The 16,053-nt window shown below is 65.7% G+C and carries 13 protein-coding genes; 7 read left to right on the top strand and 6 right to left on the bottom strand.

What is annotated here, in order from left to right; translation table 11 throughout:
- Positions 1–28: 28 nt before the first annotated feature.
- The 4 genes from M9921_05035 to pcrA all read right to left on the bottom strand — a co-directional run bounded on the left by M9921_05035 (position 29) and on the right by pcrA (position 5,260).
- The gene (locus M9921_05035) at positions 29–1,393 is read right to left on the bottom strand and encodes an IS110 family transposase (protein MCO5296203.1); all 1,365 of its coding nucleotides are present in this window, start codon (positions 1,391–1,393) and stop codon (positions 29–31) included.
- 369 nt (positions 1,394–1,762) lie between these two features.
- Positions 1,763–2,452, bottom strand: a complete 690-nt coding sequence (locus tag M9921_05030) for an HD domain-containing protein (GenBank protein ID MCO5296202.1) — start codon at positions 2,450–2,452, stop codon at positions 1,763–1,765.
- Between the two features lie 28 nt (positions 2,453–2,480).
- Positions 2,481–3,038 (bottom strand): hypothetical protein, encoded by a 558-nt coding sequence (locus M9921_05025; protein ID MCO5296201.1) that lies wholly within the window; start codon positions 3,036–3,038, stop codon positions 2,481–2,483.
- Positions 3,035–5,260 carry a DNA helicase PcrA gene (pcrA, locus tag M9921_05020; GenBank protein ID MCO5296200.1) on the bottom strand — a complete coding sequence of 742 codons (2,226 nt, stop codon included), beginning with the start codon at positions 5,258–5,260 and terminating at the stop codon, positions 3,035–3,037. The genes M9921_05025 and pcrA overlap by 4 nt, the downstream gene beginning before the upstream one ends.
- A 146-nt stretch (positions 5,261–5,406) precedes the next feature.
- Between pcrA and M9921_05015 the strand changes: the two genes are divergently transcribed.
- From M9921_05015 to M9921_05005, 3 genes are read left to right on the top strand one after another with little or no spacing between them, the layout of a single operon-like run.
- Positions 5,407–6,894 (top strand): hypothetical protein, encoded by a 1,488-nt coding sequence (locus M9921_05015; GenBank protein MCO5296199.1) that lies wholly within the window; start codon positions 5,407–5,409, stop codon positions 6,892–6,894.
- A gap of 12 nt (positions 6,895–6,906) precedes the next feature.
- Positions 6,907–7,737, top strand: a complete 831-nt coding sequence (gene tatC / locus M9921_05010) for a twin-arginine translocase subunit TatC (GenBank protein ID MCO5296198.1) — start codon at positions 6,907–6,909, stop codon at positions 7,735–7,737.
- A gap of 4 nt (positions 7,738–7,741) precedes the next feature.
- On the top strand, positions 7,742–9,985 hold the full coding sequence (locus tag M9921_05005) for a DEAD/DEAH box helicase (protein MCO5296197.1): 2,244 nt from the start codon (positions 7,742–7,744) through the stop codon (positions 9,983–9,985).
- On the opposite strand, the gene M9921_05000 is transcribed toward M9921_05005, so the two are convergent.
- Positions 9,982–11,952: a S8 family serine peptidase gene (locus M9921_05000; GenBank protein MCO5296196.1), complete on the bottom strand. Its 1,971-nt coding sequence runs from the start codon at positions 11,950–11,952 to the stop codon at positions 9,982–9,984. The genes M9921_05005 and M9921_05000 overlap by 4 nt on opposite strands.
- Before the next feature lie 68 nt (positions 11,953–12,020).
- Positions 12,021–12,449: a low affinity iron permease family protein gene (locus M9921_04995; protein ID MCO5296195.1), complete on the bottom strand. Its 429-nt coding sequence runs from the start codon at positions 12,447–12,449 to the stop codon at positions 12,021–12,023.
- A gap of 109 nt (positions 12,450–12,558) precedes the next feature.
- Between M9921_04995 and aroF the strand changes: the two genes are divergently transcribed.
- From aroF to M9921_04975, 4 genes are all read left to right on the top strand, one after another.
- Positions 12,559–13,575: a 3-deoxy-7-phosphoheptulonate synthase gene (gene aroF, locus M9921_04990; protein MCO5296194.1), complete on the top strand. Its 1,017-nt coding sequence runs from the start codon at positions 12,559–12,561 to the stop codon at positions 13,573–13,575.
- Between the two features lie 298 nt (positions 13,576–13,873).
- Positions 13,874–14,686, top strand: coding sequence for a prepilin-type N-terminal cleavage/methylation domain-containing protein (locus M9921_04985; protein MCO5296193.1), 813 nt, complete (start codon positions 13,874–13,876; stop codon positions 14,684–14,686).
- 4 nt (positions 14,687–14,690) lie between these two features.
- On the top strand, positions 14,691–15,410 hold the full coding sequence (locus tag M9921_04980) for a hypothetical protein (protein MCO5296192.1): 720 nt from the start codon (positions 14,691–14,693) through the stop codon (positions 15,408–15,410).
- Positions 15,411–15,450: 40 nt separating this feature from the next.
- Complete coding sequence (locus M9921_04975; GenBank protein ID MCO5296191.1) at positions 15,451–15,963, top strand: PepSY domain-containing protein; 513 nt, start codon at positions 15,451–15,453, stop codon at positions 15,961–15,963.
- Positions 15,964–16,053: the final 90 nt, after the last annotated feature.

The following is a 16,053-nucleotide window of genomic DNA, read 5'->3' as shown; positions in this document are numbered from 1 at the left end:
CCCTGCGAGCGGATCCTCGACTTCGCTCCTAAGAAACTGTAGCCGCTGCAGATTCAGGAGTGTCCTGGACCGGGACGAGTTGGTAGCCCAGTTTTCGAGCCTGCCGTTGCATGCCCTTGAGTCTTTGTCGCCTCTGTTGTTCTTCGTATGCCGCTGCTCCGATGTCGACATATTCCTGGCCCTTGGTCATGGCGTTGTAGTAGGCGGTCGCGATTTTCCGGGCGATCGCTTTGATGGCCGCGGGCATTCCTCGGCGGGCCGCGATCCGTCTGAGTTGGCAGCCCAAGGCGCAATCGCTGTGGTGCAAGGACTGCGCCGCGAGTCGGAACGTCTTGGACACGCGGCATGCCGCAGGCATCGTAAAGCCACGCAGACGCTTGCCTCCGCTGACGCGGTTGCAGGGAGCGAGCTTGAGCCAGCTGGTCCAGTGCTTGGATGTTTTCCAGGGGCTGTAGTCCGTGCCGCATTCGGAGATGATGCTCAGCAAGGAGAGCGCGTCCAACCCGTCGATTCTCGTGAGATCCATCCCCGTCAGGCCCTCAAGAGTGCCGCTCAGGTCGAAGCGGGCTTCGTTCTTGCGGGGCTTGCGCTGCGATGGGTGCTGGACCGGTTCTCGGCCGTAGCGCGAACACCACCGCTCGAGTTCCTCTTTCAGGCAGCCATCGATCTCTCGAAGCATCCCTTCCAGGTGGTCGTACAGTTCGACTGCTTGGCGCAAGGCGACCATGTGGTGCTCCGCGAACGTCCCTTCCAGAGCCTTGACGATCTCCTCCTGGCTCTTCTTGACGCCAGGCTGTCGTTTGGATGCGAGCACCTGCGGGTCGCGCTCGCCTGCGAGGATGGCGCGGATGATCTCCATGCCCGTTACTCCGGTGATGTCGCTCAGCACCTTGTGCAGTTGCAGGTTCATCAGCTCGAGCGCCTTTTGCATCATCAGGATCTGGTTCGAACGCAACTCGACAAGATGCTCCCGCTGCCGATGATGCGCCCGCAAGGGCAGGACCTGGGCTTCGGGAACGAAACAGCGCGAAAGAAGGCCGTAGCTGTGAAGCTCGCACAGCCACTGGCAGTCCTGCACGTCGGACTTGCGCCCCGGCAGGTTGTGCACTTTCCGGGCGTCCACCAGCTGCACGCTCAGACCCATCGAGACCAGAACCTCGTAAACGGGAACCCAGTACACACCCGTCGCCTCCATCGCCACACTCGTGACGCCGTGGGACAAAAGCCATTGGCCCATCGAGACCAGATCGCACGTGTAGCAACCGAACGAGCGAACGGATTCCTCGCACTTTTCGGGGCTGACGGCGGCGAAATGGGCCTGCGACCCAAGGTCGATACCCGCCGCTTTGGGATGGACCACTTTGAGCGGCCGGCGTGATTTGCGATTCGACATTTCAGACACCTCCATCGAAAGGGGAGTCCAAGCCGGCCGGGGGTATGCTCCAATCTCCTAAACGGGATGGCGTTTCGCCCCCTCGGGGGGCGAACGCCTCTCCAAACTTCCCACCGAATAGGCCGGGACCAAGCTCGGGAACGGGCAATTAAGGCACCAATGCGCAGACGGTCTTGACTCTGTGGACTCCTGAGCCTAGGGTAGCTCGGTTTCTTCGCCTTCCCAGCCGGCGCCAGCCGAGCCCTTGGGGCTGGGATGATAAAGGGGCTGGGATGACAGGTGACCGGCCCAACGCCCAAGGGACCAATGCCCAAGACCCAAGGACGAAGGACGAAGGACGAGCCGAGCCCAAGGCCCAAGGCCTCGCCCCTACTCCAAATTCACGCCGTTCACCCGCAACAGGAACCGGTAGCCGAGCGTGTCGGCGGAGCGGCGGCACATCACCATGCGGCTCAGGAAGATCTCGAAGTACTCCATGACCGATGCGTGGGTCGTATCGATCTGGAGCGTCAGCTCGATCGTCTGGGCCGTCGCGTCCATCTCGACGCGGCTCTTCTGCACGGCGTAGTTCACGCGGTCGTGGATGTCGAACGTCTCCTGGATCGGATTCTGCACGCGGCTGAAGTGCACGTCGCTTTTGTCGGCGATGATCAATGCAGCGGACATCGTGCTCACGGGCACCCCGAGCAGCTCTTCGTGGTTGCCGATGGCGCCGAGGATCGGCGAGATCTCGGAGGCGTCCATCCCCATCTCCGTCAAGATCGAGTACGCGATGTTCGCGCCGGAGATCGGGTGGTCGCTGCGGTTGATCACATTGCCGATGTCGTGCAGGTACGCCGCGATCTGGCCAAGCTCCGTCTCGCGCTGCGGAGTGCCGAGTCCCTCGAGGATGTAACGGGTGATGCTCGACACCACGCCCACGTGCCGGTGCCCGTGCTCCGTGTAGCCCATGGCCTTCATCACGTTGTTCGCGCCGTCGATCAACGTCTTGACCTTGGGGTTCGCCTTCACGTCCCGCAAGACGACCAGCCGCTCCGACAGTGCTTCTTCCTGTGCCATCGTTCCCATCTTCCCACAAAGGGGCAGCCTAGCCGCCGCCGAGGAACTCCATCTCCACGTCGAAGCGGCCATCGGTTTCCTGGCGCTGCCTCACCAGCCCGACCCCCGACGCATAGGCGCTGCGCACGAGAATCTCGTGGCCCTCGAGTCGGATCCGGAGATCCGTCTTCACGACGTCCACCTGCTTGGAGCCCAACGTGTCGCGCCCTTCGGACTGCATCAAGGTCGCCGCCGCGTCGAACTCCCGACCCAAGTGGCGCACCGTTCCCTTCCACGTCCGCGTCGCCTTCGGCTCGCCGTCGACCAGGATCGGAAGCGGCGGCGTGAAGCGCAGATTGCTCGTCTCCTCGGCAAGGAGCACGCCGTCTTTCCACGCCACCCGCGCGACTCCCAAGGGGCTGGCCAACTGCCACCCGTCCACGCCCGCCACCGCGGTCGGCGCCTCGACCTTCAGTTGCTCGACGCTGCGGGGAAAACCCGTCCGCACGTTGTACGTCCAGCTTCGACCCAGCTCCAGCGGAAACAGCTCGTGGCGCGCGCACCCTGCCAGCGCGAGCACCGCCGCAACGCCCGCCGCAAACCTCACACGGCCTCCAACTTCGCCAGACTCTGCACGAGGCGCTTCACTCCCACGACACCGGGAAAGGCGACCGTGACCTCGGCGTCGTTCGTGACGGGATTGCACGCGATCACCACGCCGATGCCGAACTTGCCGTGCCGCACGCGCTGCCCCACCTCGAACGGGGGCTTCCAGTCCGGGCCCTTCAGCTTGCGCGGCGCCTCGACCGCGGCGCGCGACGGTTCGCTGGTCCGATAGCGGCCGGTGCGGTCCGACTCGACGCGCCGGATATCGGGGCTGCGGGGCCCGAACCCGCCGGACTCCACCACCCGCTCCATCGGCAAATCCTCCAAGAACCGAGAGCGGCGGTTGAACGCGGGCGTGCCGAACACCGTGCGCCGGTGCGCGTAGAGTAGATGCAGCTCCTCCATCGCGCGGGTCATGCCCACGTAGCACAGCCGCCGCTCCTCTTCGAGTTCGCGATCGGATGCCATCGAGCGGGAGTGCGGGAACACCCCCTCCTCCAATCCGGTGAGAAACACCACCGGGAACTCGAGCCCCTTCGCGCTGTGGAGCGTCATGAGCGTGACCGCGTCCCCCCCGTGGCCGTCGAGCGCGTCGACGTCGGACACGAGCGCAACGCTCTCCAAGAAGCCGCCCAGCGACGGCTCCTCCGTGGTGGCGTCGTACTGGGTAGTGACCGTGAGCAGCTCCTGCAGGTTCTCGAGCCTTGCCACGGCGTCGTCCGAGCGCTCCAGCTTCAGCGCCTCGATCATGCCCGAGGCGTTCATCAGGTGCCTCAGGAGCGGCGTGACTGGTCCCGACTGGGCTCCCGAGCGCGCCTCCTCGATGGCCGAAACGAACGCGCGCACCCCTCCCGCCGCCTTCTTGGGAAGCGTCGATTGCAGCTCCTGGTCGACGAGCGCGTGCCAGAGCGGCGACGATCGCGCCGCGGCCCACGCTACGATCTGCTGCATGGTGGTCGCGCCGATGCCGCGCGGTGGCGTGTTCAGCACGCGGCGCACCGACACGTCGTCGGCCTCGTTCAGCGCCAGGCGCAGGTAGGCGACCATGTCCTTGATCTCCTTGCGCTCGTAGAACCGCTGACCGCCCACCAACACGTGCGGTACGCGCAACATGAGGAAGGCCTCCTCCAGGACGCGGCTTTGCGCGTTGGTGCGGTACAGCACCGCGAACTCTCGGTAGCTGCGGCGGCCCGCACGGGTGTCCGCCAGAACCCGCTCGGCGACGGCCATCGCCTCGTCCTGCTCGGTGCCCGCTCCCGAGAGCGTGATCGGCGCGCCGGCGTCGTTGTCGGTCCAAAGCTGCTTGTCCGCGCGCGACCGGTTGTGCTTGATCACCTCGTGCGCTGCCTCGAGGATCGTCTTCGTGGAGCGGTAGTTCTGCTCGAGCTTCACGACCTTCGCGTCCGGATAGTCCGAGCCGAACTTGAGGATCAGGGAGACGTCGGCGCCGCGCCACGCATAGATCGATTGGTCGTCGTCGCCCACCACGACCACGTTGCGGTGCCGGCCCGCCAGCAGCTTCACGATCTGGTACTGCGCGTGGTTCACGTCCTGGTACTCGTCCACCAGCACGTGGAGGAACCGGTCCTGATACTTCTCCAGCACGTCGGGGCGCTGCTCGAGCAGCCGCACGGTGTAGAGCAGCAGATCGTCGAAGTCCAGCGCGCTCGCCTTCTCGAGCAGGCGGTTGTACTCCTTGTACACGTCGGAAGCGATCTTCTCGAAGAACCCCGCGGCCTGCTCGGCGTGCTTCTCCGGCGACCACAGCTTCTCCTTGGCGTTGCTGATCTCCGAAAGAAGCGCCCGAGGCTGGACGTGCTTGTCGTCCAGGTCGCGCTTCTTGAGGATGTCGCGGATCAGGGACATCTGGTCGGCGTCGTCGTAGATCGTGAACTGCGGATTGAGCCCGATCGAGCGGCCGTCGATGCGGAGCAGGCGCGCGCACACCGAGTGGAACGTCCCCATCCACATGCCCGAGGCCCTCGACCCGGCGAGTTTCTCCACGCGCTCCCGCATCTCCCGCGCCGCCTTGTTCGTAAAGGTGACCGCGAGGATTCGCGAGGGCGACATCCCTTCGGCAAGCAGGCGGGCGATGCGCGTGGTGACCACCCGCGTCTTCCCGGAGCCGGCCCCGGCGAAGATCAGCAACGGGCCCGAAGCGTGCTCCACGGCTTCGCGCTGCTGGGGGTTCAGGGAGTCGAGTTCGGGAAGCGTGGGGCTCACCGTTTCATTATGGGGAACAAACAACAAACCACAAACCACCCACCCTCTTCTGTAACGAACGCGAAGCGAATCGCGTCATAATCGTATCGACGGGGGTATGCGCCGCGGTCCGCTCGGTCGTCGCTGCCCTGTTTGGAGGAATTCGCATGAAGCGAGGCATTGGAGTTTTGTTGGGCTTGTTCGCCGCGGCGTTCGCGCTGGCGCAGGCGCCTTTCACGATCGTCCGCCCGGCGGAGGGATCGAAGGTGCGCGAAAAGGTCAAGATCGACATCCCTGGGGACAGCATCCCGGACGGGGGCTACGTCGGCATCTTCGTCGGCGGCAAGTTCGTCGAAGCCACCGTGCTTGACAAGGGCGAGAAGTTCTACGAGTACATTCTCGACACCAAGGCGCGCAACATTCCCGACGGCGATCTGCGGATCGAAGTGGTGCTCTACGTCGATTTCAACGACGCTCCGCGCATCGTGGACCGCTCTTCGGTCGACGTCGTCGTCCAGAACTCGGCGAACATTCCAATCCCGGAAGATGGCATCGCGTTGCGCTACAAGTTCGTCCCCGGCGCCCAGATGGTCTACAACATGGAGCAGCGGGTCGCGGTTTCGACGATCACCCAAGCGCAAAACCAGTTGGGCGGCCGCGCGGCCGAGCTTCCGCTCGAGTCGGAGTCCGTCCGGCTCCTCTATGCGGTGGACAACCGGTACCCCAACGGTGACGGCCTCCTCCGCATGCAGGCCCTTCCCGACAAGGGAAAGGACTATGCGACGCTGACGACGCTCGATCAGACCGAGCCGCGCCGCTATTACGATTACGAGATGGCGCCGATCTACATGCGCCTCGACCCCACGGGCAAGGAGGTCTTCGGATCGATCCCGCTGTACGTGCCCATGCAGGGAACGGCCGGCGAGCCTTCCCGAACGGACCTCTTCGCCGACTTCCCCCTGCCCTCTTTCCCGCAGAAGGCCGTGAAGCCGGGCGATCGGTGGCAGGGCCGCTTCCAGTGGGGCAAACTCGATCTCGACCAGATCTACGAGCAGCCGACCGTCGTCGAGAACTTCCCCGCGGTGGGCCAGTTCCTCGGCGTCGAGTGGGAGATGGGCTTCCCGTGCGCGAAGATCCAGCACGCGATCCAGGCCGGCACCAAGAGCATCGAAGGCATCAAGCTCGCCGAGGCGGGCCGTGACTTCACCGACGAGAAGGTCGCCATGACCGAGACCATCTGGTTTGCGCTCGACACCGGCAAGATCGTGAAGATCATCCGGGACATTACCATCGACCGCAAGGTCGAGCAAGCCGCCGATGGCGGAGCGGCCGCCGGCGGCGGCGCCATGGGCGCGCCCGCGGGCGGCGGACGGCGCGGCCCCATGGGGGCAGCGGGAACGGGCGGTCCCGACCTGCCCGGCAACGGAAAGGGCGGCGGGGCGATCGGCGAGGGGTTCTTCCAGCGCGGCGGAGCCCAGGGCGGCGGCCGGCGCGGCGGCCCGATGGGAACGGCCGGCGGCGGTCCCCAGGGTGCCCCCGGCGGAGGCGACACCGGGCTTCAGCGAGGCGGCCAGACGGGCCGCGGCGCGGGCGGCTCGGGCACACCGCTGTACGTTCGTGTGAAAGTTCAGCAGATCTTCACGCTCGAAAAGTAGACTCGACCCCGTATGCGCCTCCCGCTAAAGGGCCGAACCACCTCCACGCGAAACTCTTCCGAGGACCCGGAAGAGTTTCGCGCTACTTTGGGCGAACACCTCGAAGAGCTTCGCGACCGCATCCTCCGCATTCTCCTCATCATCGTCGCGGGATGGGTGCTGGGCTGGTTCATCGAGCCTCCCCTCTACACCGCCCTGTCGCAACTCGTCCGCGACTCCGTTCCCCCCAAACTGCTCGAAGCCGGCGTCTACTCCGAGGCCTTTCGGAACGCGACCGAGCCCTTCATGCTCAAGTTCAAGCTCTCGTTCATGCTGGGCTTGGGCATCACGCTGCCCTTCCTCGTGATGCAGTTGTGGGGGTTCGTCAAACCCGGCCTCCGGCCGTCCGAGAGGAAACCGCTCGCCCTGATGGCGCCGTTCAGCGTGGTGCTGTTCGCGATCGGGATGTTCTTCTGCTGGCTGATTCTGCCGAGCGCGTTCCAGTGGTTCTTCAGCTACATCGAGGAGTTTCCCGGCACGCAGATGATCCAGGAGCCGGGCACGATGGTGTTCTTCATCCTCAAGATGATGATGGCGTTCGGGATCGGTTTCCAGCTCCCCCTGATCGTCTTCATGCTCGGCAAGGTCGGCCTGATCGGGCCCGATACGCTGGTGCAGTACTGGCGCCAGGCCACGGCCCTGATCTTCTTCGCCGCGGCCATCCTCACGCCCTCGCAAGACGCCTTCAGCATGTTGATGATGGCCGTGCCGCTGTCGCTCCTCTTCATCCTCAGCGTCATGGCCGTGCGCTTCACGACCCGCAACTCGGGGAGCAGCTCCCCCGAACTCGACGACCTCGACTGAGCCCATGAACCCGCTCGACCGCCTGCGCGAGGACGAGCTCTTGGCCTCGCAGATCGCCTCCATCCAGGTGACGGAGCCGCGGCCCCCGAAGTGGGGCTCGCTTCGCCACGCGCTGCACCCACGGCTCGCCGAGCGGCTGGAGGCGACCGGGCGCGGGCGGCTGTACGCCCACCAGGCGCTGGCCGTGGACGCGGCCCTCGACGGACGCGACGTCGTGGTCGTCACCGGCACGAACAGCGGCAAGACCCTGTGCACCCACCTTCCGGCCATCCACGCGTGCCTCGCCGAACCGGCCGCGCGCGCCCTGTTTCTTTTCCCGACCAAGGCCCTCGCCCAAGACCAACTTGGCAAACTCGAGGAGCTCTGTCCCCCAGACGTGTGGCCCGCCACCTACGACGGCGACACACCGAAGTACAAGCGGACCACGATCCGAAAGGGGGCCCACATCGTCCTCACAAATCCGGACATGCTGCACGTCGGCATCCTTCCGGGGCACGAGACCTGGGCGAAGTTCCTGAAATCCCTCCGCGTGATCGTGATCGACGAGATGCATGTGTATCGGGGGGTGTTCGGCTCCCACGTCGGCAATGTCCTCCGAAGGCTGATCCGCCTGTGCGAATGGCATCGCAGCCGCCCGCAGATCATCGCGTGCAGCGCGACCATCGGCAATCCCACCGAGCTGTTCCGAAAGCTCACGGGCCGGCACGCGGCGGTCGTGGACGAGGACGGATCGCCCCAAGCGCGCCGCACCTTCGTCTTTTGGAACCCACCGACCCTCGACGACGCGTCCCGGGCGAGCCCGAACCTGGTGACTTCCGAAATCCTGGCGACCTTGGTGGAAAACGGGCTCACGACCCTGGCGTTTTGCAGGTCGCGCATCACCGCCGAACTGGTCCTCCAGTACGCGCGGCGCCGGTTGGAGCGGGGCGGCACGCCCCCCTCATCCATCGAGAGCTACCGGGCCGGCTACACGGCCAAGGAGCGCCGCGGGATCGAGAGGGCCCTCTTCTCCGGTGAGCTGAAGGGGCTCGCCGCCACGAACGCGATGGAGCTCGGGGTCGACATCGGAGGCCTCGACGCCGTGATCCTCAACGGCTACCCGGGAACGGTCTCCAGCTTCTGGCAGCAGGCGGGACGCGCGGGGCGCGGCTCGCGCGAAGGGCTGGCGATCTTCGTCGCCCACGAAGACCCGCTCGAGCAGTTTCTCGTCCGAGAGCCCCAACTGGTGCTCGAAGCCGCCGTGGAGAGCGTGTCGGCCAATCCCGAGAACCCGCGCATCCTCGCCCAGCAACTGCGGTGCGCGGCGCACGAACGTCCGCTCGCGCCTTCCGAGTTGGACGCGTTCGGCCCCCATGCGCTGGACGTCGCCGAAGCGCTCGAAGACGAGGGCGTCCTGGAACGGCGGGGGGGCGTCTTTTTCAACCCCGCCCACGAGGCGCCCGCCCCCGGCGTCGACATTCGGTCCGGCGGGGGAGGGACGGTCCTCCTGATCCACAACGGCGAGGAGCTGGGCTCGATGGAGCGATGGCGCGCGCTCGAGCACGCGCACGAGGGGGCCGTGTACCTCCACCGGGGCATCAGCTATCTGGTCACCGAACTCGACCTGGACACCTGCGAGGCCCACGTGGTGCAGAAGGACGTCGACTACTACACCCAGCCGCTGACCCAATCGATCTTGGAGTCCGGCGAACGGATCGAGGAGGAAGCCTGGGGACGCCACCTCGCGCGATGGGGCGCTCTGCGGGTGACCGACTCCGTCGAGGGGTTCCGAAGGATCGCCCACGACGGCGCCCGCGTCCTGAGCGTCGAATCCCTCGAACTGCCGACCCAGAGTTTCGACACGCTGGGAATCCACCTGTCGCTTCCCGAGGCGGACGATCCTGAAGAGAGCATGCGGCGCGCAGCCGAGCTTCACGGACTCGAGCATGCGCTGATGGCGGTCGCCCCGCTTCTCGCGGGGTGCGATCGAGAGGATCTTGGGAGCACGTGGTACGCCCTGTTCCCCGAAACGCTCGCACCCGCCCTGTTCGTCTTCGATCGCGCGCCGGGGGGCGTGGGCCTGTGCGAGAGCCTCTGGAGCCGCCGAGGCGACTGGGCCTCCGCGGCACGACGGCTCCTGTCCGGTTGCCCTTGTCGGGACGGTTGCCCCGCCTGCCTGCTCAGCCCCCGCTGCCCGAGCGGCAACGAGGTGCTCGACAAGCAGGGCGCCCTGCGGTTGCTTGCCGAACTGCTGGAGCCCTCCGCTTAGCGCGGGATCGCGTTGCGGAACTGAAGCATGTCGATTCGCAACTCGGTCCCCTCCACCACGTCGTTCGTGGTCTGAAGGAGGAAGTACACCGTGTGTTCGGGATCGACGAACCGCGAGGGATTCGAGACCGTATACGTGGCGAAGCCGCCGGCGCTGAGGGGTCTGGACCCGATCTGGACCCAGTTGCCGTAGGGGTACGAACCCGACGTCCAATCGTACAGATAAAGCCGCTCTGTCCCTGCGCTGGTCGGCGTGTAGCGCCGAAGGATCTTCAAGTACGCGCGATCCGTGAGGAGATGGACGTTCTGGAACGTGCCTTGAACGAGAATGGTGCCGTCCTCGCGGCGAGTGCAACGCATTTCCTGGCCGTCCTGGTTGGCCGTCTCGGTGAATCCGCCGGTCAGGGTGGCCCCTTGCGTCGAGGCCTCGGCCAACCCGTAGATCATCACCGGCTCGTGCACCTCGTCGGCGCCGAGTTCGTAGGCGGGCATGCGTACGGTGCCGACCGTCACGCCATCGACCTTGACCTGGAGCACGCCGGGCGCCAAGGGGAGGTCCACATCGATCCAGTCGCGGTCGCGCGCCAGGATGCGAACCGGGAACGGCCCCCACCAGACGCTCACATTCCCCGGAGCCTGGAATCCGCGGCCCTGGATGCGGCCTCGGTGGACGATCGCCTCCTCGCTGGCGGCGTAGGCGATGGAGACCGCGGTCGGGCTCATCCAGCGCACGACCCCGGGCCTGGGAGGCGCCGCGGTGCCCAGGAGCGCGGTCAGGGCCGCAAACGCGTCCACCCTGCCGTAGTTCGAGAACTCTCCGAACGGCGCCTGCACGATGGGTACGGCCGTGTCCTCAATGGCGTCGCGCACTTCGGCGGCCGTCGCGGCCGGCCGCGCCCCGAACAGCAGGGCGGCGACGCCGGCGACGTGCGGCGTCGCGCCGCTCGTGCCCGCGAATCCGAAGGTGTAAGAGCCATCGTTCGTGGTGGTCACCAGGCTGACTCCGGGGGCCGCGACGTCGACCCACGAGCCCCAGTTGGAGAAGCCGGCGCGAAGCAGGTTGGTGTCCAAAGCCGCGACGGCGACCACGTTGGGGTAGGCGCCCGGATAGAACGGGATCACCGAGTTCGCGTTGCCCGCCGCCGCGACGGGAAGAACGCCGTGTTCGGTGCAGTAGTTCATCGCGTCTCGCTCCGCCAAACTCACCCGGTCGGAGAAGTAGCTCATCGACAGGACCCTGGCGCCCATGGCGGCCGCGTAGAGATAGGCCGGGACCGTGGCGGAGTCGTAGAAGTAGCCGTCGTTCGTCGCGGTCTTGAGGGCCATGATCTTCGCCCGCGGCGCGACTCCAGTGCCTCCGAGCCCGTTGTCCTGGACCGCGGCAACGATGCCCGCGCACGCTGTTCCGTGTCCGAAGACATCGGTGATGTCGGCGTCGCTGTACGCGAAGTCCCAGCCATGGACGTCGTCGATGTAGCCGTTGTGGTCGTCGTCGATGCCGTTCCCGGCGATCTCTCCGGCGTTGGTCCACATGTTCGCGGCGAGGTCTTCGTGCTCCGCCATCACTCCCGTGTCGATGACGGCGACGGGCACGGCGCTTCCGAACGAAAGGTCCCACGCCGCGTCGACGCCGATCGCGGGATAGTGCCACATCTGCGGCCACAGGGGGTCGTTGGGGGCATAGGCCGGCTCGGCCGCCCGATCGTACTCCGCCCGCAGGCCGGGCCAGCGGTTGAGCCGGGCGCGGGTCGCCTGGAGACTCCTGCGGGGTACGGAAACGACGACCCAGCCGATCTCCGGCATGCGTCGCGTCACGCGCACCCCCGCGAGTTGGAGTCCGTTCTCCGCGAACGGCGACGCCACGCGTACGAGCAGTCTCTCGGGGTGGCAACGCACCCCCTCGGCAAGGATGGGCGTCGGGGCGGCCTGGGTTCCCAGAGTTGCTAAGGCGATCGCGATTCCAATCATCGTTCTTAGCCTCAGAGTAACACCCCCCGAGACAGCGGATCGAAACGGAGCGAAAAACCTGGTACCGACTAATCCAGACCCTCGTTTGCCTCCACACGTGGCGTGCCGTTGTCCGGCTCGCCGTCGCGCAGTCGTCGACGGGCGTTGGCAGCAAGCCGCTGGTACCGCTTCTTGATCTTTTCAAGATCGGTGTCGTCCAACTCCTCCAGATCGAGGAGCACGTTGTGCGCGTCGTGCGTCGCCCGAATCAACTCGTCGAGCTTGATCTGGATCGCATGGGTATCGCGATTCTGCGAATTCTGGATGAGGAACACCATCAAAAAGGTGATGATCGTCGTGCCGGTGTTGATCACCAACTGCCACGTGTCGCCGAAGGCGAAGAACGGGCCCGTCAGCGCCCAAAGGACGACGATCGCGGCTGCGACCAGGAACGCCAAGGGCCGCCCCGCCGCCAACGCGGCGCCCTTCGCGAACCGAACGAACCAAGATTCTTGCATGCCGACCTCCTGGCCCCGTAGGCCACCTTCATTCAACTCCGTCCGGAAGGGCCGAGGCATAAGAGTTCCGTTTAGTTCTCATCGGGTGCTGGCGGTATCCTAAGCCCCAATGATCGTCCTCATGCAGCGCGGCGCAAGCCCGGAGCAAGTCGAGTCCGTTTGCGACGCCATCCGCGGTTTCAAGTTGGAACCGCTGGTCCTGCCCGGCGATCGTGTGGCGATCGGGATTCCCTCGGCGATCCCCCAGGAGGCCCGCGAACCGCTCGATGTGACGATCTCCTCGATGCCCGGCGTGCACAAGGTCACGCACGTCAGCCGCCCCTACAAGCTGGCGTCGATGGAGTTTCAGGGCCGGCGCTCCGTTGTGGAGGTCGGAGGGGTGTCCATCGGAGGCGGCGACTTCGTGATGATGGGCGGCCCCTGTTCGATCGAGTCGTACGAGCAGTTGGCCGAGTCCGCCCGCATCGTGAAAGAGGCCGGGGCGACCGTCCTGCGCGGGGGCGCCTTCAAACCGCGCACCTCGCCCTACGCGTTCCAGGGCCTTGCCGAAGAGGGGCTGCAGATCATGCAGCGCGTCGGGCGGGAGTTCGGCCTCGTCACGATTTCCGAGGTGATGAGCCCCGAGAACGTCGAACTGGTCGGCAGGTACGTCGACATCCTCCAGATCGGGGCGCGGTCGATGCAGAACTTCCCGCTTCTCGTGGAGGCGGGCCGCAGCGGGAAGCCCGTGTTCTTAAAGCGCGGTCCCGGAGCGACGATCGACGAGTTCCTCCTCGCGGCCGAGTACGTGCTCCACCAGGGAAACCCGAACGTGATCCTGTGCGAACGCGGCATCCTGCCCCTGGATCGGAACTACACGCGCAACACGCTCGACTTGGCGGCGGTTCTGGTGCTGAAGGAGTTTTCGCACCTGCCGGTCATCGTCGATCCGTCGCACGGCACGGGCGTCGCGAGGTACGTCGCCCCGATGGCGATGGCCGCGATGATCGCCGGGGCGGATGGGGTGATGGTCGAGATGCACCCGAACCCCAAGGTCGCGCTCAGCGACGGCTCGCAAGCCCTGACGCCCGAGCAGTTCACCGAGCTCATGGGCGATCTCTCGCGCCTGCGGGCGACGCTGGGGTAGACCGGTTGTGGTCCTTCGTCCTTCGTCCTTAGTCCTTGGGCCTTGGGTCTTGGGTTCGCACGCCCGACAAGCGGGCGTGGCACCCTCGTCCCCCCTTCCCCCGCGCCTCTGCGCCCCTGCGTGAAACCCTTGAGCCCCTTGCGTCCTTTGCGTCCTTTGCGTGAAACTCCCCCCGCGGGCTCCCATTCTGACGGCGAGTTGACAAATCTGACGAAGCCTCGCTGGGTTCAACGAAACGGGGAGGTGATCGTCAAAAACATCAAGTCACGAGGTTCCACCGTATGGGATTCCTTAGGGCATGAGAGTGAAACGTGCATTTACGCTGATCGAGCTTCTGGTCGTGATCGCGATCATCGCGATTCTTGCGGCCATCCTCTTCCCGGTCTTCGCGCAGGCCAAGACCGCCGCCAAGCGAACGATGAGCATGAGCAACATGCGCCAAGTCGGCATTGCCATGCTCCTCTACATGGGAGACACCGACGACACCACACCGACTCTGTACTACTACGACGCCAACAATCTGAGCATCCCGAGCACCCAGGGCTTCTACTACTGGCCCGTGCTGCTCCTTCCCTACACGAAGAGCGAGAGCATCTTCCTCTGCCCCGCCGACAAGGACGAGGATCCCATCCTCGTGGACTCCCAGGGACGCGGCCGCTTCGATCCGAACAACGAGCTGCACTTCTACATCGTGGGAGCGAACCCGAGCTACGGCTACAACTACCGCTACCTCGCCACGCAGATCATGGGCAACGATCCCAACGGGACCAACCCGACGCCCTTCTACTACGTGGGAAAGAACGCCTCGGCGATCAACTCGCCCGCCTCGACCGTCTTCCTCGGCGAGTCGACGATGAAGGACAAAACCCGGCCCGGAGGCGGAACGATCACCTCGACGATCGGCTACTCCCGCATCGAGCCGCCGAGCCGGTGGATCGGCGAGCGGCCCAACGCGAACGCGACCGGCCAGCTCTGGCCCCGATTCAACGACGACACCGTGAACATCCTGTGGCTCGACAGCCATGCCAAGCCGCGCGCGATCGACCAGCTCCGAGTGGACGATCCCGCCCCGGAGATCATGGACCGGTACTGGAACGGAACCGCCAACTGACGCCATGACCACGCAGAACCCCCTCCACTACCTCCCTCTCCTCACCACGGCGGTCTCCCTCGGGTTCTTCGTGGTGCTGGTCCGGGCGGCGCAGGTGCGCCGCTCCGGACCCCATCTCATGTGGTGGGCCATCGGGGCCCTTTGCTATGGACTTGGTACGGGCATCGAGAGCGCCATCACGCTCACCGGCAACTCCGTCGAACTCACCAAAATGTGGTACGTCGCCGGCGCACTCCTCGGGGGCTACCCGCTGGCCCAAGGCACCGCGTACCTGCTTCTCAAGCGGCGCACCGCCAACATCCTCTCGTATGCGACCCTCGCGTTCGTCGCCGTCGCTGCCATCCTCGTGATCGCGAGTCCCGTGAACCTTGCGGCGCTCGAACCCACCCGACCCTCCGGAGCGATCCTCGCGTGGCGTTGGGTGCGGTTGCTGACCCCGCTGATCAACGGCTATGCGGCCGTGCTCCTCATCGGAGGAGCCGTGCTCAGTGCGAAACGGTACGCGCAGATCGAAGGAGGCCGGTCCCGTGCGATCGGCAACGCGCTGATCGCGGCCGGAGCCCTCCTTCCCGGGATCGGGGGCGGGTTCGCCAAGGCCGGCCACGTCGAGGTTCTCTACGTCGGCGAGTGCATCGGCCTGCTGCTGATCTGGGCCGGATACCAGACGATGGTCCAAGCCCGACACCCTTCGCCGGTCCCGCCCGCAGGCGCCGCGAAGGCCTGAACTCAAAGCGGCCGGCAGCGAGCAGGTGTAGACTGCCACCATGTATCGCACGCTGCGGGTCGCCCACCGTTGGATCGGCATCTTTGCCTGCCTGTTCCTCGTCCTGGTTTCTGCCACGGGCTTTCTGCTCTCTCTGAAGCGGAGCGTCGAGTGGATCCAGCCCGCCACGCGCAAGGGCTCGGTCTCATCGACGGTGATTCCCCTCGAGCAGGTCTACGCCACCGTGTTCGCGCTCGGCATCGCCGAACTCCAGACGGTCGCGCACGTCGATCGCGTGGACTACCGTCCCGAGAAGAACATCTTCAAGGTGCTGAGCAACGAGGGGTACCACGAGGTCCAAGTGGACGGCGCCGACGGGTCGGTGTTGAGCGTCTCTCAGCGCAGAGATCACTTCTTCGAGGATCTGCACGACCTGCGCTTCTTCTCGGACCACCTGCACACCTGGGTCTTGCCCGCCGTAGCCTTGGCTCTCTTTGCTCTGGGCTTCAGCGGGCTCGTGATGTTCTTTGTGCCCGTGGCGCGCCGCTGGAAGTTCCGACGCCGGAGCGCCTGATCTCGTCAGACGCCCCCATCCCATCCGAACCCGGAGTCGAGGCAACCCATCGTGCGGGACCTTGGCAAGGCGGGTCCTTGAAACGACGAA

This window comes from Fimbriimonadaceae bacterium, from assembly GCA_023957775.1.
Lineage (GTDB): Bacteria > Armatimonadota > Fimbriimonadia > Fimbriimonadales > Fimbriimonadaceae > JAMLGR01.
This window is presented reverse-complemented; position numbering and strand designations above follow the sequence as displayed.